The sequence below is a fragment of the Oceanimonas sp. CAM02 genome (assembly GCF_032842915.1).
Classification (GTDB): Bacteria; Pseudomonadota; Gammaproteobacteria; order Enterobacterales; family Aeromonadaceae; genus Oceanimonas; species Oceanimonas smirnovii.
This window is the reverse complement of sequence record NZ_JAWJBK010000029.1, coordinates 334,886-352,814: the sequence shown is the minus strand read 5'-3', so window position 1 is coordinate 352,814 and position 17,929 is coordinate 334,886. Positions and strand designations below refer to the sequence as shown.

Annotated in this window: 16 protein-coding genes and 1 other RNA gene; 8 read left to right on the top strand and 9 right to left on the bottom strand. The window is 58.2% G+C overall.

Going from position 1 to position 17,929, the window contains the following annotated elements; genetic code table 11:
* Nucleotides 1-3: 3 nt before the first annotated feature.
* Entirely contained in the window at nucleotides 4-1,194 is a 1,191-nt protein-coding gene (ubiH, locus tag R0I78_RS10890; RefSeq protein ID WP_317075319.1) for a 2-octaprenyl-6-methoxyphenyl hydroxylase, read from the bottom strand.
* 21 nt (nucleotides 1,195-1,215) lie between these two features.
* A complete protein-coding gene (locus R0I78_RS10885; protein ID WP_019935576.1) occupies nucleotides 1,216-1,782 on the bottom strand; it encodes a UPF0149 family protein in 567 nt (188 codons plus the stop codon).
* 144 nt (nucleotides 1,783-1,926) lie between these two features.
* Here R0I78_RS10885 and R0I78_RS10880 point away from each other — a divergent pair, with 144 nt between their 5' ends.
* The 5 genes from R0I78_RS10880 to rpiA all read left to right on the top strand — a co-directional run bounded on the left by R0I78_RS10880 (nucleotide 1,927) and on the right by rpiA (nucleotide 4,159).
* Nucleotides 1,927-2,226: a cell division protein ZapA gene (locus tag R0I78_RS10880; protein ID WP_019935575.1), complete on the top strand. Its 300-nt coding sequence runs from the start codon at nucleotides 1,927-1,929 to the stop codon at nucleotides 2,224-2,226.
* A 15-nt stretch (nucleotides 2,227-2,241) separates the two neighbouring features.
* Nucleotides 2,242-2,423, top strand: a non-coding RNA gene (gene ssrS, locus R0I78_RS10875) — 6S RNA.
* Between the two features lie 57 nt (nucleotides 2,424-2,480).
* Entirely contained in the window at nucleotides 2,481-2,711 is a 231-nt protein-coding gene (locus R0I78_RS10870; protein WP_317075318.1) for a VF530 family protein, read from the top strand.
* Nucleotides 2,712-2,728: 17 nt separating this feature from the next.
* Nucleotides 2,729-3,307, top strand: a complete 579-nt coding sequence (locus R0I78_RS10865; RefSeq protein WP_019935573.1) for a 5-formyltetrahydrofolate cyclo-ligase — start codon at nucleotides 2,729-2,731, stop codon at nucleotides 3,305-3,307.
* A gap of 192 nt (nucleotides 3,308-3,499) precedes the next feature.
* Nucleotides 3,500-4,159, top strand: a complete 660-nt coding sequence (gene rpiA / locus R0I78_RS10860; protein WP_317075317.1) for a ribose-5-phosphate isomerase RpiA — start codon at nucleotides 3,500-3,502, stop codon at nucleotides 4,157-4,159.
* A 2-nt stretch (nucleotides 4,160-4,161) separates the two neighbouring features.
* Here rpiA and modC read toward each other — a convergent pair whose 3' ends face one another.
* From modC to modA, 3 genes are read right to left on the bottom strand one after another with little or no spacing between them, the layout of a single operon-like run.
* Complete coding sequence (modC, locus tag R0I78_RS10855) at nucleotides 4,162-5,223, bottom strand: molybdenum ABC transporter ATP-binding protein (protein WP_317075316.1); 1,062 nt, start codon at nucleotides 5,221-5,223, stop codon at nucleotides 4,162-4,164.
* Nucleotides 5,220-5,900, bottom strand: coding sequence for a molybdate ABC transporter permease subunit (gene modB, locus R0I78_RS10850; RefSeq protein WP_317075315.1), 681 nt, complete (start codon nucleotides 5,898-5,900; stop codon nucleotides 5,220-5,222). Before modB ends, modC begins: the two co-directional genes overlap by 4 nt.
* A gap of 1 nt (nucleotide 5,901) precedes the next feature.
* Nucleotides 5,902-6,657, bottom strand: coding sequence for a molybdate ABC transporter substrate-binding protein (gene modA, locus R0I78_RS10845; RefSeq protein ID WP_317075314.1), 756 nt, complete (start codon nucleotides 6,655-6,657; stop codon nucleotides 5,902-5,904).
* 126 nt (nucleotides 6,658-6,783) lie between these two features.
* Between modA and R0I78_RS10840 the strand changes: the two genes are divergently transcribed.
* Nucleotides 6,784-7,557: a TOBE domain-containing protein gene (locus tag R0I78_RS10840; protein WP_317075313.1), complete on the top strand. Its 774-nt coding sequence runs from the start codon at nucleotides 6,784-6,786 to the stop codon at nucleotides 7,555-7,557.
* 76 nt (nucleotides 7,558-7,633) lie between these two features.
* On the opposite strand, the gene acnA is transcribed toward R0I78_RS10840, so the two are convergent.
* A complete protein-coding gene (acnA, locus tag R0I78_RS10835) occupies nucleotides 7,634-10,327 on the bottom strand; it encodes an aconitate hydratase AcnA (RefSeq protein ID WP_317075312.1) in 2,694 nt (897 codons plus the stop codon).
* A 284-nt stretch (nucleotides 10,328-10,611) separates the two neighbouring features.
* Here acnA and rimK point away from each other — a divergent pair, with 284 nt between their 5' ends.
* Nucleotides 10,612-11,514 (top strand): 30S ribosomal protein S6--L-glutamate ligase, encoded by a 903-nt coding sequence (gene rimK, locus R0I78_RS10830; protein WP_019935566.1) that lies wholly within the window; start codon nucleotides 10,612-10,614, stop codon nucleotides 11,512-11,514.
* Complete coding sequence (locus tag R0I78_RS10825) at nucleotides 11,514-12,533, top strand: succinylglutamate desuccinylase/aspartoacylase family protein (protein ID WP_019935565.1); 1,020 nt, start codon at nucleotides 11,514-11,516, stop codon at nucleotides 12,531-12,533. Before rimK ends, R0I78_RS10825 begins: the two co-directional genes overlap by 1 nt.
* 552 nt (nucleotides 12,534-13,085) lie before the next feature.
* Here R0I78_RS10825 and thrC read toward each other — a convergent pair.
* The 3 genes from thrC to thrA are packed head-to-tail and all read right to left on the bottom strand — an operon-like array spanning nucleotide 13,086 to nucleotide 17,770.
* On the bottom strand, nucleotides 13,086-14,360 hold the full coding sequence (gene thrC, locus R0I78_RS10820) for a threonine synthase (protein ID WP_317075311.1): 1,275 nt from the start codon (nucleotides 14,358-14,360) through the stop codon (nucleotides 13,086-13,088).
* Entirely contained in the window at nucleotides 14,357-15,313 is a 957-nt protein-coding gene (gene thrB / locus R0I78_RS10815) for a homoserine kinase (protein WP_317075310.1), read from the bottom strand. Before thrB ends, thrC begins: the two co-directional genes overlap by 4 nt.
* Nucleotides 15,314-17,770 (bottom strand): bifunctional aspartate kinase/homoserine dehydrogenase I, encoded by a 2,457-nt coding sequence (thrA, locus tag R0I78_RS10810; RefSeq protein ID WP_317075309.1) that lies wholly within the window; start codon nucleotides 17,768-17,770, stop codon nucleotides 15,314-15,316. It lies immediately after the preceding gene.
* Nucleotides 17,771-17,929 lie beyond the last annotated feature (159 nt).

The following is a 17,929-nucleotide window of genomic DNA, read 5'->3' as shown; positions in this document are numbered from 1 at the left end:
TGCTTACCTCTTGCCCATGGCCCGCCAGGCCAGTTGACTCTTCAGCGGCGCGCAGGCCGCCATTACCGACAGCCCCAGATTTCGCCCGGCTGCCAGCGCCGAGTTATCATTGGAAAACAGCAGTGCCAGCGCCGTGGTCAGGCCAACAATGCCACTCTGATCCGGCTGCCGCGAGCGGCCATAACCACTGAGCACCTTGTGGCTGCCAATATCCTGTTCAGCCAGCAGCGCCGCCTGAATGTGCCGGGTGAGTGCTGCCACATCCCTGAGCCCCAGATTAAAGCCCTGGCCGGCAATAGGATGCAGCAAGTGTGCCGCATTACCCAGTAACACTACCCTGTGATGCCAGGGTTTACACACCTGGTCCAACACCAGCGGATAACGAAAGCGTTCACCACAGCGCTGCATTTTGCCCAGCCGGTAGCCGAATTCCCGCTGCAGTGCTGCCAGAAAGCCGGTATCGTCCATTGCCATTAATGTTTCTGCCCGCGCTGGCGTCACACACCACACCAGCGAGCTGCGGCCTTCACTCATGGGCAGCAGCGCCAGCGGCCCCTGAGGTGTAAAACGCTCAAAAGCCCGGCCGGCATGGGGTATGCCAGTGACAATATTGGTAATAATGGCGCTCTGGCCATAATCCAGCTGCTGCCGGGGCAGCCCAAGCTGCCGGCTGACGGGAGAGCGGCTGCCATCGGCAGCCACCAGTAAAGCCGCCGTCAGTGTTGTGCCCGAGTCCAGCTTTACCATCACCTGATGCAGTTGCTGCTCAATGTCTGCAATTTGATCGGGACAAAACAGCCGTATATTGTCGCACTCTGCCAGACGGCGATGCAGCTCCCGGCCAGCCAGATGAAGTTCTAGCACATTGCCCAGGGCCGGCACGCCATATTCGGCCGCGTTCATTTCAACCCGGCCAATATGCCCCTGATCGGAGACCTGAACCTGAGTAATGGGAGTAACAAGGGGTGCCAGTGCCGGCCAGATCCCCAGCCGGTCGAGCTGCTCACAGCTGTGCCAGGCCAGCGCTATGCTGCGGGCATCAAAGCCGGGATGCTGCCCATGGTCAGGCACCTGTGCCTCAACTATTGCAATATCGAGCCGGCGGCCATCGGGCCGGCGCAGCCCGGACAGGCTTAACGCCAGCACAGCACCGGCCATGCCGGCACCATTGATTACTACATCATAATGAGTCATGGGTGTGCCATATTGAACAAATCAGTGCAGTGTGGGTTGCTCTGGCTTGGGGCTGCCTTTGCCAAACTCTTCAAAGGCCAGCGTAGCGCCCAGCTTGAGGTGCTCATACAGAACCACAAAAGCCGCCTCGCTTTCTTCATCTTCCTGTTCAAACTCGCCGGATACCTGAGTAATGCTGCTGATATCCTGGATCATTTCCTGCAGTTCGGCAGAAGCCTTGTTCAGCTCCTGCTGCACCACGCCAAAACCGGCCAGAAAGGCACCGGCCCATTCCATCATGGCATCAAGGCGATCATCCAGCGGCTCTTCATCGTCGGGCAGCAGCAGTTCAAAGCGGGTTTGATCAAGCAGATCATCATAAACCCGGTTAAACAGCAGGTTAACGGCTTTTTTCAGCTCGGCGGGCAGGCCGAAGCCGTCATTGAGCAGGTCGTTGAAATGCTGTTGCCAGCGCACATCGTCCCGTGCCATGCCTCCCCCGATAAGGCCGCAAATGACGCCATGCACTTCGGCGGCGGTCACCACCATATTGTGCTGCTCTAGCAGAGTGGTAAAGGCATCATAATTAAGGCGGGCGCTATTGTTCATTGTTTACTCGACCATAAGTACTAGAATTAATGCAGATCCTAGCACCGTCACCGGATGCAGACCAGCAACCCCTTGAAAGTTCTGGTGTGCCACTATATATTCGCGGGACATTATTTTGCTCATTGCAAGCCACCTGAGGACCACATGACCACAGCGGCAATCGACATCGTTATTCTCGGGCGCCCTTATAAGGTGGCCTGTCCTGCCGGGCAGGAAGATTCACTGCACCGGGCAGCTGATATGCTCAACGAGCGTATTCGCAAATTCCGTGAAAGCGGCAAGCCGGCATCCAATGAACAAATTGCCATTATGCTGGCACTGAATGTCTGCCACGAGCTTGAGCTTGAAAAAGACAAAAACCACCAATATGCTGACGCCATGGACAAACGCATCAAGATGCTTCAGCATACTATTGAAGAGGCACTGGCCAGTAAGGTTGGCTGAGGTCCGTACAATTTGTTTTCCCTGGGGTGTGCGTCAGTGAGTGGTGTCCCTGAGCCGATATCAACAGCACAGGAACGCCGTGTTATTCGCTATTGAGCATGCTCGGCCCGACCGAGACGCCTGCGGCGGATACCGGAGTTCCGCCTTGAACCGACGGGTTCAAGGACTAACACTCGCAACGGCACCCTGGGACCCTATTTAAAAAGACCGGCTTGCCGGTCTTTTTGTTTATGTTTCTCAACAGGGCCGCGGCCATGAACCAACAACCCAACAACCCCCTGCACGGCATTACCCTTGAACACCTGCTGACAGAGCTGGTAGAAAAATACGGCTGGGACGAGCTGGCCCGCCGGGTCAATATCAACTGTTTTAAAAACGATCCCAGCATCAAGTCGAGCCTGAAATTTTTGCGCCGCACGCCCTGGGCCCGCACTCAGGTGGAAACCCTGTATCTTCATCTTAAAAATAGCCCCTGGAACCGTTGATATATTGGAGTGAGCCAGTGACTGAACGCCACCATATTCGCCAGCAGATTCGGGAAGCCCGCCGCCGACTGAGCCGTACCGAACAACAAGCTGCTGCTCATGCCATCAAAGACAGAGTTGCCGCCACGCCACACCTGGCACAGGCCGGCAAGGTGGCGCTGTATCTGGCCAATGACGGTGAGCTCGATCCTCATCCTTTAATCAACTGGTACTGGTCTCAGGGCGCTCAGGTGTACCTGCCGGTGCTGCATCACTTCAGCCCCGGGCATCTGATGTTTTTGCGTTACGATCCGGACGCTCAGCTGATCGCCAATCGCTTTGGCATTCCCGAGCCCCGCCTCGATATTCGCCTGCTGTTGCCCAAGCAGCAGCTTGATGTGATTTACACCCCCCTGGTGGCCTTTGACGCTGCCGGCAACCGCATTGGCATGGGCGGCGGTTTTTATGACCGCACCCTGGCCGGCTGGCATCAGGGCACAGGCCCGCGCCCGGTGGGCCTGGCCCACGACTGCCAGCAGTTGCCCGCCATTCCTGTCGACCACTGGGACGTGCCCCTGCCCGAGCTGCTGACTCCAGGCCGGCACTGGCGCTGGTGAGGCTCTAGGCCTCCTTAACCAAGGCACCGCAGGCGGGATTACCGTATTCGACCGTCAAATGCCATGGATGGCATTTGCCGAGCGACACATGGATGTGCTTGAAGCATGTCGAAGGAGGTAACCCGGCTGCGGTGTTCTCAGGGGCCGGCTTTGCTATAATGCGCGCCACTTATGCAGGAGAACAGCACAGCCATGACACAAGACGAAATGAAAAAAGCCGCCGGCTGGGCGGCACTCGAGTTCGTAACCCCGGGCAGCATTGTTGGTGTGGGCACCGGCTCTACCGTAAATCACTTTATCGATGCCCTCGGCTCTATCAAGGATCAAATCAAGGGTGCCGTTTCCAGCTCAGAGGCTTCCACCCTGCGCCTGAAAGATCTGGGCATTCCGGTATTTGATCTCAACGACATCAGCGGGCTCGACGTCTATGTGGATGGTGCCGATGAAATCGACGGCTCCATGGCCATGATCAAGGGCGGCGGTGCGGCCCTGACCCGGGAAAAAATTGTGGCCGCTGTGGCCGGCAAGTTCGTATGCATTGTGGACGGCACCAAAACCGTGGACGTGCTGGGAACATTCCCCCTGCCGGTGGAAGTGATCCCCATGGCCCGGGAATATGTGGCCCGGGAACTCGCCCGTCTCGGGGGCACCCCGGTTTACCGGCAAGGCGTAGTAACCGATAACGGCAACCATATTCTGGATGTGCATGGTCTGCGCATTACCGCGCCCCGTGAACTCGAAACCCGCATCAATGGCATTGTGGGTGTGGTCACCAACGGCCTGTTTGCAGAGCGCGGTGCCGATGTGCTGCTGATCGGCACCGCCGACGGCGTAGTGCGCAAGAGCGCTTAAGATCAGTTCACCAGCGCCACGGCTTTTATCAGGGCATAACATCTCATGCCCTGATGCAGCCCCAGCTGATTTGCCGACCAGGCAGATACCTCGGCCAGCAGCCGCTTGCCGCCGTTCAGCTCACAGTCGGCCAGTACCCTGCCCTCTTGCACACTGTGCAGTGCCCGCAAAGTCACCGGCAACTGGTTCAGCACCGAAATACCTGCTACCGGCGCCAGCGCCAGGCTCACATCCGACGCCAGCACCCTGACTCTGGCCCCCTTGCCGCCGGGCTTGCGTGCATGCACCAGCCACAGGGTCTGATCGTTGAACACAAAAGGCGTACGGCCATCGGCCAGCTCGTCGTTCAGATGGCCGTCAATCATGCTGGCCGCGCCCTGCTCCACAAACAGCGGTGAATCGGGCCGTGCCATGGCCTGCTGCAATGACTCCATGCGGGTGGTGCGTCCGTCCTGCATAAAAATCACCCTGTCAGCCAGTCGCTCCACCTCTTCCGGCGCATGAGTGACATAAAATACCGGCACACCGGCGCGCTCTGCCAGACCTTCAATCCAGGGCAGTATCTCCCGCTTGGCCTGCGTATCCAGCGCCGACAGCGGCTCATCGAGCAGCAGCAAGCGCGGTGCCGTCAGCAAAGCCCGGCCAATGGCCACCCGCTGACGCTGACCGCCAGAAAGCGAGGCGGCACTCTGGTCAAGCAAGTGCTCTAGTCCCAGCCAGCCCACCACTTCATCAAAGTCCGGTCGCGGCTGTCCCTTGGGTAAACGCCGCCAGCCATAAGCCAGATTGTTGCGCACCGACAGATGGGCAAACAGGCTGGCCTCCTGAAACACATAGCCAAAACGACGCTGATGCACCGGCACCGACCGCCTGCCTTGCTGTATGCACTGCTCCCCCAGCCACAGCTCGCCCTCGGCTTTTTCCAGCCCGGCAAGGCAGCGCAGCAGCGTGGTTTTGCCGCAGCCAGAAGGGCCAAACAGCGCAGTCACGCCAGTGGCCGGCTGTGCAAAGGCGGCATCCAGGCGAAACCCTGGCCGCATAAGCTGAAACTGCGCCTTGATCATGGGTGTACCACCGAAAAGCGACGATTAAGCATATATACCGCCATCAGAATACTGAATGACAGCACCAGCAGCAGCCCCGACAGCAAATGCGCCTGGCTGTATTGCAGCATTTCCACATGATCATAAATGGCGATGGAAATGACCTGAGTGGCACCGGGAATATTGCCCCCCAGCATCAGCACCACGCCAAATTCCCCCAGAGTGTGGGCAAAACCCAGCACAATGGCGGTAAGAAACCCACGGCGGGCCAGCGGCATGGCCACGGTCACAAACCGATTGAGCGGCGAAGCACCCAGGGTGGCGGCCACTTCCAGCGGTCGCCGCCCCAACGACTCAAAAGCCCCCTGCAGCGGCTGCACCACAAAGGGCAGTGAATAAAACGCCGAGCCAATCACCAGGCCGGTAAAGGTAAAGGCCAGACTGCTGCCCCCCATGACTTTGGACAAACCGCCAATCACTCCATGGGGGCCGAGTGATAACAACAGATAAAACCCCAGCACGGTGGGCGGCAATACCAGCGGCAGTGCCACCACCGCCTCAATGGCGGTTTTCAGCCGGCTTTGGGTCTGGCTCAGCCACCAGGCCAGCGGCGTGCCCAGCGCCAGCAACACCAGCACAGTGACGCCTGCCAGCCGCAGCGTCAGCGTCAACGCTGCCATATCCTGAGGGGCCAGCATCTCAGTTGGCCGCTTCGGTGCCGTAGCCGTAGGCGTGGATCACCTTGAGGCCTTGTTCGGAACGCACAAACTCCAGCAGCTCGGTGGCCGCGGCAGAGTCGGTCAGCTGTACTGCCTGCTGTACTATGGGTGAATACAGCTCTGCCGGCACTTCCCACCAGGAGCCGTTGGCATATTCGCCCTGGCTGAATACCTGAGACTTGGCCACAAAGCCCAGATCGGCATTGCGGCTGTAGACATACTGGTAGGTCTGACCGATGTTTTCGCCCCGTACCATTTTTTTGCTGAAGTCTTGCCACAGCCCCATACCGGTGAGCACTTGCTGCGCGGCGCGTCCATAAGGGGCGGTCACCGGGTTGGCCACCGCCAGAAACCTGAAATCACCGTTTTTCAGCACCGTCAGATCATTATCGATCAGCTTGTCATCGGGGCTCCACAGCACCAGGGTGCCCATGGCATAGGTAAAGCGCGAGCCGGGCACAATGGCGTTCTCCTGCTCCAGCAGCTCGGGACGCTTGTCGTCGGCGGCAAAAAACACATCAAAGGGCGCTTCGTTCTGGATCTGGGCATACAGCTTGCCGGTAGAGCCAGACGAGATCAGCACCTTGTGACCGGACGTTTGCTCAAACTGCTCTCCCAGGGTGGTAATGGCATCGAGAAAGTTGGCGGCCACCGCTACCTTGATTTCATCGGCCAGAGCCGGCATGGACGCGCCCAGGGCGCACATCAGCACAGATGCGGTACGAAGCGTTGACATAAGGTTTGGTCCTTCAGGGTTATGTAATTTGTTATACAGCGATATAAATGTATCGCTATATAAGCAAAAATACAACGGTATTGGAGTATCATGGCCACTCGTCAGCCGAACAACACGAGGAGCACCGTGGAACTGGATATATTGCTGAGCCTGCAACAGCAGGGCCGCCTGTTTATTACTCCAAGACGAGTACGCCTGCTGGAAGAAATTCAGCGGGAAGGCTCTATCAGCAAAGGGGCCAAAGCGGCTGGCATCAGCTATAAAACCGCCTGGGATGCAGTTAAAGAGATGAACGAGCTGGCAGATCAGCCTCTGGTAACCAGTGAGGCCGGCGGCAAGGGCGGCGGCGGTGCCCGGTTAACCGATTATGGCAACCGTGTTCTGAAAATCTACGGACTGCTGAACCGCATTGAACGCATGGCGGTGGATGCCCTGCAGGATGAAAATGCGTCTCTCGACAGCCTGCTGGCGGTGGTGTCCCGCTTTGGCCTGCAAACCAGTGCCCGCAACCAGTTTTTTGCTTATGTGCAGTCGGTGGGACGAGACGACCTCAGCCATCAAGTGAGCCTGACGCTGAATGGCGGTGCACATATTCTGGCCGATGTTACCGAGCGCAGTTGCCAGCGTCTGGGGCTGGCGCCGGGCAAGGAGGTGCTGGCGCTGATCAAGGCGCCCTGGGTCAGCATTGAAAGGGATCCGGTGCACAGCAGTAACAGCCTGTCGGGTGTAGTGCAGCAGGTGATTGCCGGTGACCGGTTTAATGAAGTAATACTCACTCTGGATCAGGGCGGCGACATCTGCGCCCTGCGCCCCGTTAACGAGCCATTGCCCGCTGAAGGCGAGCGCGCCACCGCCTGCTTCAGCCCGGATCAGGTTATTCTGGCCACGCTGGAAAACTGAACTAACTTGATGTAGGCCCGGCTTCAGCCGGGCAAATCAGCAAACACGCGACACCATTGCCCCAATAAATTGGGGCCTACAGCATATTGCGGATCACATAATGCAGTATGCCGCCGTGGCGATAGTAGGTCATTTCGTCCTGCGTATCGATACGGCACAGCGCCTCTATTTCCCGCTCCTTGCCATCGGCACCGGTAATAGCCACCGTCAGTGTACAACCGGGCTCAAGCTGGCTCAGGCCACGAATGGACAATTGCTCTTCGCCGGTCAGGCCCAGGCTTTCAGCATGGTCGTTGCCGGTAAACTCCAGCGGCAATACTCCCATGCCGATCAGGTTGGAGCGGTGAATCCGCTCATAAGAGCGGGCCAGCACGGCGCGCACACCCAGCAGCCGGGTGCCCTTGGCAGCCCAGTCCCGGCTGGAGCCGGTGCCATACTCCTTGCCGGCCACCACCACCAGCGGCACGCCTTCGTCCTGATAACGCATGGCAGCATCATAAATGGACAGCTGCTCACCACTGGGGTAATGCCGGGTTTCGCCGCCTTCCACACCGTCCAGCATCAGGTTGCGAATACGGATATTGGCAAAGGTGCCCCGCATCATCACCTCATGGTTGCCCCGCCGGGAGCCGTAGGAGTTGAAGTCCTTGCGCGCTATGCCCAGTGACTGCAGGTACTGGCCCGCCGGGCTGTCGGCCTTGATGCTGCCCGCCGGCGAAATGTGATCCGTGGTCACCGAGTCCCCCAGCAGTGCCAGCACCCGGGCCGACTCAATGTCGGTGACCGCTTCGGGCTCGGCCTGCATCTCGCTGAAGAACGGCGGATGACGAATGTAGGAAGAGTCCTGCTGCCAGTCAAAGGTGGCACTGCCGGTTACCTTAATGGCCTGCCAGCGTTCGTCGCCGTCAAACACGGCGGCATACTCCTTGCTGAACATCTCGGTTTTCACCTTGGCCACCGCCTCGGCCACTTGCTGTTGTGACGGCCATATGTCTTTCAGGTAAACCGGCTTGCCGTTTTTGTCTTGCCCGAGCGGGTCTTTGGTCAGATCCACCTTCATGTTGCCCGCCAGGGCATAAGCCACCACCAGAGGCGGTGACGCCAGCCAGTTGGTTTTCACCAGCGGGTGAATGCGTCCCTCAAAGTTGCGGTTGCCCGACAGTACAGACGCCACTGTGATATCGTCCTGGCGAATGGCCGCTTCAATAGGCTCGGGCAGCGGCCCCGAGTTGCCGATACAGGTGGTGCAGCCATAACCCACCAGATGAAAGCCCAGCTGCTCCAGCGCCGGCATCATGCCGGCGGCCTTGAGATAGTCGGTAACCACCTTTGAGCCCGGTGCCAGTGAGCTTTTCACCCAGGGTGCCCGGGTGAGGCCTTTTGCTACCGCCGCTTTGGCCATCAGGCCGGCGGCCATCAGCACACTGGGGTTGGAGGTGTTGGTACAGGAGGTAATGGCTGCAATCACCACAGCACCGTCGCGCAGGTGATGGGTGTTGCCGTTCAGGGTAAAGGCGGTGCCCTGCTGCGCCTGCTCATAGCCTACTGCGGTCTGGCCGCCCTCACCTTCCAGCCGGCTTTCGGCCTGCTGGCTGACGGTCTGCTCATGGGCCAGAGTAAAGGCGTCCGGCACTTGCTCCAGGGCCACTCTGTCCTGAGGCCGCTTGGGACCGGCCAGACAGGCTTCTACCTTGCCCATGTCGAGTTCAAGGGTGTCGGTAAAGACCGGCTCATCACCCGGGTTGCGCCACAGGCCCTGCGCCTTGGTGTACGCCTCAACCAGTTCGATATGGTCTTCGTCCCTGCCGGTTAGGCGCAGATAGCGCAGGGTTTCTTCGTCTACCGGGAAAAAGCCGCAGGTGGCACCGTATTCCGGGGCCATATTGGCAATGGTGGCTCTGTCTGCCAGCGGCAGGCTGGCCAGACCGTCACCGTAAAATTCCACAAACTTGCCTACCACGCCGTGGTTACGCAGCATTTCGGTGACGGTTAATACCAGATCCGTGGCAGTAATGCCTTCCCGCAGGGCACCGGTGAGTTTAAAGCCCACCACCTCGGGAATGCGCATGGACACCGGCTGACCCAGCATGGCAGCTTCAGCTTCAATGCCACCCACGCCCCAGCCCAATACGCCAAGGGCGTTGATCATGGTGGTGTGGGAGTCGGTACCCACCAGCGTATCCGGGCAGGCCAGGGTACCGTCGTCTGTTTTTTGCTGCCATACCGTCTGGCCCAGATATTCCAGGTTAACCTGATGACAGATGCCGGTGCCGGGCGGCACCACTCTGAAATTATCAAAGGTTTGCTGGCCCCAGCGCAAAAAGGCGTAACGCTCGCCGTTACGAGCCATTTCCATGTCTACGTTGGCGGCAAAGGCCTCAGGAGTCGCGAACTCGTCCACCATCACCGAATGATCTATTACCAGATCTACCGCCGACTGAGGATTTACCTTTTCTACCTTTCCTCCCAGCCGCTTCACCGCTTCGCGCATGGCCGCCAGATCCACCACCGCCGGCACGCCGGTAAAGTCCTGCATCAGCACCCGCACCGGACGAAAGGCGATTTCATGCTCGCAGCGGCCCTGTTTCAGCCAGTCCTCCATGGCCTGCAGATCGCCGGCCAGGCTGTCACCGCCATAACGCAGCAGGTTTTCGGTCAGTACCTTAAGGGACTTGGGTAACTGAGACAGTGAGGGAGTAATGGAAAAATAATGAAACTGCTGTTTTCCGGCCTGCAATGACTGCTTGCTTTTGTTCGCATCGGAACTCATGGCTCCTCCTCATTATTTTGCTCGCGGCGCACCGCTTTATGAATATTTTTTGGGAATATCAAACAATTAGGACTAGAGTATGGTTCATGGTGGCAGGGCCGGCAATCTGCTCTGCGACAATGACTGACCGCTGAAATTGCTCTTGTGCCTGGTGCCGGGCAAAGCAAACAAATTTTTTGTGTCTGAACTGCGGATTTTCTTGCTGGAATGCAAGGCTGCATTGGCGTAGATAGTGAGCCGAATTTCGCCGTCAGGCACATCACGTCAAGAGAACCGCGCTACCCATGAAAATTGCCATTCTGTCCCGTAATCCGTCTTTATATTCCACTCGCCGACTGCGTGAGGCCGCCGAGGCCCGCGGCCACGAGGTCACTGTGATCGACGTGTTGCGCTGTTATATGAACATTAACGATAACAAGCCATCCATTCATTATAAAGGGCAGGATCTGGATCAGTTTGACGCCATCATTCCCCGTATTGGTGCCTCTGTGACCTTTTATGGCACCGCTGTGCTGCGCCAGTTTGAAATGATGGGCTGCTATTCGCTCAATCATTCGGCCGCCATCAGCCGCTCCCGGGACAAGCTGCGTTCACTGCAGGTGCTGTCGGGCCATGGCGTAGGCATGCCAATCACCGGCTTTGCCTGCAAACCCGATGATGTGCCCGACCTTATCAAGATGGTGGGCGGTGCCCCTCTGGTCATTAAACTGCTGGAAGGCACTCAGGGTATTGGTGTGGTGCTGGCAGAAACCCGCAAGGCGGCAGAAAGCGTGCTGGAAGCTTTTATGGGCCTCAAGGCCAATATCATGGTGCAGGAATTTATTGAAGAAGCCGGTGGTGCCGATATTCGCTGCTTTGTGCTGGGCGACAAAGTCATTGCAGCCATGAAGCGTCAGGCTCAGGAAGGTGAATTTCGCTCCAACCTGCACAGAGGCGGGGAAGCCCGGCTGGTGCGTATTACGCCCGAAGAACGCAAAACTGCGGTAGCATCGGCCAAGGCCATGGGACTGCAAGTAGCCGGAGTAGACTTGTTGCGATCCAGCCGTGGCCCTCTGGTGATGGAAGTAAACTCTTCTCCCGGTCTGGAAGGCATTGAAAAGGCAACCGGGAAAGATGTGGCCGAGCTGATTGTAGAGCATATTGAGAAAAATCTGCACCGCAAAACCCGCAGCCGGGAGCGAGGCTGATGAGCCATCACTTTGAACTGGCGGGTCAGTCAGTGCCGGCAGGCCAGCGCCGGACCATGCAGCTGGCGCTGGCCCAGCTTTATACCCAGTCGCCACTGACAGTACCGGTGGAAGTAGTGAACGGCAAGCAGCCGGGGCCGGTGTTGTTGCTGTGTGCCGCCATTCACGGTGATGAACTGAACGGTATTGAGGTAGTCAATCAGGTGCTGGCGAAAATCAATCCGGCCCGGCTGAAAGGCACTCTGGTGGCCGTGCCTGTGGTCAACGTATTTGGTTTTATTCACAAATCACGCTATCTGCCGGATCGGCGCGATCTGAATCGCTGTTTTCCCGGCTCGGAAAAAGGCTCACTGGGGGCCCGGGTGGCGCACTTTTTTGTCAATGAAATTGTCAGCAAATGCAGTCATATTATCGACTTGCACACGGGGGCCATTCACAGGGCCAATCTGCCACAGATACGGGCTCAGCTAGACTGCCCGGTAACCCGGCAAATGGCAGAAAATTTTGGTGCACCCATTATTCTTGATGCCAGCATTCGCGATGGCTCACTCAGGGCAGTGGCAGAAGCTCAGGGGGTGCCGGTGATCCTCTATGAGGCCGGTGAGGCACTGCGCTTTGACCCTTTGCCCATCAAGGCGGGCGTGCGCGGCGTGATTCGCGTGATGCGTGGCCTGGGTATGCTGAAAAGCAGCACGGTCAAGTCTGCCAGCGAGGCCATTATTGCCCGTAGCAGTACCTGGATACGGGCCGAGCACGACGGCCTGCTGCACCTCAAGGTACGGCTGGGAGATCGTATTCGCAAGGGGGATATTCTGGGGACTATCAGCGCTCCTTTGGGAGCCGAGCAGTGTCTTATTGTGGCTCCGCGCAGCGGTATTGTGATTGGCAGCCTGACCATGCCGCTGGTGAATGAAGGCGATGCCATCTGTCATATTGCCCTGTTTGATGAGATCAAACAGGCGGAGCTGACGGTAGAGCGCTTTGTGGACGAGCTGGATATTCAGCCGCCGGCCATGTGAGCGTCATAGAAAAGGGGCAGCCAGTGGCTGCCCCTTTTGGTGTCGTCGGCTCCTTCCTGAACCTGAGTTGCTCCCTGCATTCCCTGACCTGACCGCTCCGGGTCTTCCCCTTTCCCGCTCCGTCGGGCTTGTCCCTGGCTCTTCCATGAATGGCTGCGCTCCTGCAACCAACCGCTTCGTCCTGAAGGTATCCCTTGGCGTTCCCTTGCCTGTCCCCTTGGTCTTCCCGGACCTTGTCCTTTGCCGTTCCTGGCTGCCGGCTTGCCTGCCAGCACTGTGTTCCTTCTGGAAATAACTATACCTTACCCAGTTCCGGGAGCAATGCAGGCCAGGCACGAACCTGACTGCTCAGATTTCAACCTTAAAATTAAAAGCATTAAAATTCATATACTTATAAAAAGATACAGCTAAAACCATATATCAAAAGCGCCTTTTCCCAGACTGCTTTGAGAGATCGCTTACAAAAAATAAGGGGAATAGGGAATGGGGATTAGGGAATGGCAAAAAAATGCCGGGCTTGCCCGGCATTTTTACAGATTAAAGGTGTTGGCCTCAGCCCATCATTTTCGCTTTCAGGGCGGTGAAATCGGCCGGAATGGTCTCGGACAGCGATTCCATGGCATTATGCTTGGCCAGTGGTCCCGGCAGTTCAACATCCTGCTCCAGAATACGGTCAACACTTTCCTTGAACTTGGCCGGATGGGCAGTACACAGGAAAATGCCCACTTCGTCCTTGCCCCGCTCCTTGTTAAGCAGATCCCAGGCGATGGCACCGTGGGGCTCGCACAGGTAACCCTGTGCAAACAGACGTTTGAGCGCATCTTCGGTCTGCTCGTCGTTGAGCATGCCGGAGGCGATATCAGACAGCTCCCAGCCCTTAACCCGGCACAGCTCTTCCACTCGCGGCCAGTTGTTGGGACGACTGACGTCCATGGCGTTAGACAAAGTAGCCACAGTGGCGTTGGGTGCCCAGTCCCCGCTTTGCAGATAGCGCGGCACCGTATCGTTGGCGTTGGTGGCGGCCACAAAGCGCTTCACCGGCAGGCCGATGGCCTTGGCGATGAGTCCGGCAGTCAGGTTGCCGAAGTTGCCGGACGGCACGGAAATCACCGCCTTGTGGCGTTGCTCGGCGGGCAGCTCGGCCACGGCTTCAAAGTAGTAGCACACCTGGGCCAGCAGCCGGCTGATGTTAATGGAGTTGGCGGAGTTCAGACCCACGGCGGCCTTCAGCTCTTCATCGTCAAAAGCCTGCTTCACCAGCGCCTGACAGGCGTCGAAGTCGCCCTGTACCGCAAAGGTGCGAATGTTGTCCCCAAGCGTAGTGAACAGCTTTTCCTGCAACGGGCTGATTTTGCCCTCGGGATACAGAATAACCACGTCGATATTGGGCAGACCATAGAAAGCATGCGCCACGGCGGCACCGGTGTCGCCGGAGGTGGCAGTCAGAATGGTGATCTTGCCGTCGCTGCGCAAAGTGGCCAGGCACTGGGCCATAAAACGGCCGCCGAAGTCCTTGAACGCCAGGGTCGGGCCGTGGAACAGCTCCAGGGCGTAGGTGTGATCGTCCACCTTCACCAGCGGTGCCGGGAAGGTAAAGGCCTGCTCCACCATGGCGGTCAGGGTGTCTTGTGGGATCTCGTCACCGATAAGATGCTGCAGAATGGCCACGGAGCGCGGCACCAATGGCTGCTCCAGCAAGGCATCCACATTGGCCAGCGGGCTTAACTGCTCCGGAAAGAACAGGCCCTGGCCGCGGCCCAGGCCCTGTTTGACGGCCCCGGCAAAATTGATGGTTTCTGCATTATCCTTGATGTTGTACAACTTCATAGTCTGGTTCCTGTGACTCGTGCGCCTTCGGCGTCGAGTTTGCAAATGTGGCAAAAGCCATCCTGATTCTGAATAAAGTGGTCGGCCAGCCAGGCCTGCAGTTTCTCTGCCTGATGCAGATCCTTCATCACCGTAAACACGGTGGGACCACTGCCGGAAATGCCAGTGGCCAATGCGCCCATAGCGGCAGCATGCTCACGCACTGCATTAAAGCCCGGGATCAGCTGGGCGCGGTAGGGCTCGGCAATCACGTCTTTCAACATGGCGGCGGCCAGTTTTTCCTGGCCGGTATGGCTGGCGTGCACAAAACCCGCCAGCCGGCGGCCGTATTCCAGGCAGTCCTGACGACGATACTGGGCCGGCAGAATTTCCCGGGCGGCAGAGGTAGACACGGCAATGCCCGGGTAGCACACCACCCAGTACCATTCATCGAACGAGGGCAGGGTCTGGCTGACCACGCCGGCTTCGTCCAGCACCAGCTGCATGCCCCCCAAATGACAGGGGGCCACGTTGTCGTAGTGGATGGAACCGGAAATCTGGCCTTCCAGCTCGCCCATCAGCAGCATCAGCTCATGCTCGCTCATGGCGTGGTCATAAAAGGCATTCAGCGCCACAAAGGCGGCAACAATGCTGGTGGCACTGGAGCCCAGCCCCGAGCCCACCGGCAGGTTCTTTTCCAGGGTCATGGTCAGCGGCTTGCGCGCCAGGCCCTTTTTGTCGAGCGCCTTTTCATAGGCCAGCCAGCAATCGTAAACGATGTTCTGGGTATGGTCGTCCGGCAGCTTGTGGGCATAGGGGCCGGCGTTGGTGAGCTGGAATTCGCCGCTGGCATTTTCTACCAGCACTCTGTCTCCCAGCAGAGAGCCGTCGAGGGGGGCCAGTGCGGCCCCCAACACATCAAACCCCACACTGACATTGGCGGTAGAGGCCGGCGCATAGGCTACAACACTCATTTAAATCTCCTGCTTCCAGTTATGGGTGCGCAGCAAGTCGGCAAACACGCCGGCTGCGGTTACATCGGCACCGGCACCATAGCCGCGCAGTACCAGCGGAATGGGCTGGTAATACTGGGTATAAAACGCCAGCGCGTTTTCGCCGTCTTTCACCTTGAACAGGGGATCATCCCCGTCCACGGCCTTGATCACAACCTTGCATTTACCGTCCTCAATGGCACCCACATAGCGCAGTACTTTGCCCTCGCCCGCTTCGGCGGTTTTCTCGGCAAACCAGGCATCGGCTTGTGGCAGACGGGCCATAAAGGTCTCGATATCGCCGCTGGCATCAAACCCCGGCGGCAGCGCCTGCTCTACCTCGATATCGTCGAGATCCAGCTCCATGCCCGCTTCCCGGGCCAGGATCAGCAGCTTGCGGGCCACGTCCATGCCGTTCAGGTCATCCCGTGGGTCCGGCTCGGTAAAGCCATTTTCCCGGGCAATACGAGTGGCTTCGGCAAAGCTCATGCCGTCGTCCAGTTTGCCAAAGATGTAAGACAGGGAGCCGGAGAGAATGCCGCCAAAGGCCTTGAGCTGGTCACCGGCGCGGATCAGGTTCTGCAGGTTTTCAATCACCGGCAGGCCTGCGCCCACGTTGGTTTCATACAGAAATTTGCGGCGGGTGGAGCGGGCCGAGCGACGCAGCTCGCGGTAGTAGTCCAGGCTGGCGGTGTTGGCCTTTTTGTTGGGAGTAACCACATGGAAGCCGGCGGATAAAAAGTCGGCATACTGATCGGCAATAACGTCACTGGTGGTGCAATCTACCAGTACCGGGTTAATCAGATGGCTGTCTTCCACCAGCCGGGTGACCCGCTCCAGGCTGAAGCTGTCCTGAGCCTGCTCCAGCTGATCACGCCAGTCGTTCAGGCTGATGCCATTGCGGTCCAGCAGCATTTTGCGGGAGTTGGCAATGCCCACTACCCGAATGCCGATGTCCTGGGCTTCCAGCACCGGCTGCTGCCGGCGGATTTGCTCCAGCAAAGCGCCGCCCACGCCGCCACAACCCACCAGGAATACATCAATAAACTGGCGGCTGGAGAAAAAGTTCTGGTGACAGGCCTTGATCGCTTCGGTGACCTTCTCTTTACCAATCACCGCCGAGATGGAACGCTCACTGGAGCCCTGCGCAATGGCCACGATATTGATGGAAGCCTCGGCCAGGGAGTTAAAGAAGCGGGCCGACACGCCCCGCACGGTGCGCATGCGATCCCCCACCAGAGAGATAATGGCCAGATCGTCGATGACATCCAGCGGCTCCAGCAGCTTGTTCTTGAACTCCAGCGCAAATTCGTTGGCAATGGCCTTTTGTACCTTTTGCTTGTCAAAGGTGTGAATACAGAAGCTGACACTGTATTCCGAGGAGCTCTGGGTGATCAGCACTATGCTGGCACCGGCGCGGGAAATACAGGAGAACAGCCGGCCGGCCATGCCCACCATGCCCTTCATGCCCGGGCCCGAGATATTGATCATGGTCATGCCAGCCAGATCGGAAATACCTTTTACCTGCAGATCGTCGTCGCTGCATTCGGGGCCGATCAGCGAGCCTTCGCCCTGGGGATTGCCGGTGTTCTTGATAAGACAGGGAATATGAAACTGGGCGATGGGCGCGATGGTTTTCGGATGCAGTACCTTGGCACCGAAATAGGACAGCTCCATGGCTTCCTTGTAGGACAGCTGGCGCAGCAGCTTGGCATCGGGCACCAGGCGCGGATCGCAGTTATACACGCCGTCCACGTCGGTCCAGATCTCGCAGCACTCGGCACCCACACAGGCAGCCAGCACGGCGGCGGAATAATCGGAGCCGTTACGGCCGAGAATAACGGTCTCGCCCTTTTCGTTACCGGCGGTAAAGCCCGGCATCAGGTAGACGCAGTCGCTGCGCAGGCCCTTGTCGATAAACCGCTGACGGGAGACTTCAATATTAACCTGCGCTTCCAGCACACTGCCTTCACCCAGCAGCATGTCCTGCGGCACTATCACTTCCACCTGCTCACCGCGGGTGCGCAACAGCTCGCTCATGGTGGCGATGGACAGGGCTTCGCCCCGGCTGAGAATGCGGGCCTGAATATTGTCGGGGCACTGTTGTAGCAGGCTGACACCCTGCAGCAGCCGGGTCAGCTGGTTCAGCTCCCGCTCTACGGTTATCTTGAGAGCAGCGTCATCCAGACCGGCGTACTTGCTCTTGAGTCCGTCGATAATGCCGTGAAAGATCTGCTCTATGTCTTTCAGTACCGGGGCCGCTTCCAGGCCGCGAATGGTCTGCTCCACCACGGCCACCAGATGATTGGTCACCTTGGCCGGGGCCGACAACACCAGTGCCACCTGGGACTGGCGCTGATTGTTGACCACGATATCGGCCACGGTATCGAACCGCTCGGCATTCGCCAGCGATGTACCGCCAAATTTCAGGACTCGCATTCATTACTCCCTGTGTAAAACTAAAAAAGCCCGTATCTGATGGGGACACGGGCTTTTCGATTCAAATTTTGTTTGTCGTCAGCGCATCAGCCCGCCCCGGTGCCACTCATGGTGGTGCCGGTAATAATAATGGTGGTGGTGCGGATGGAGTGCAGCATG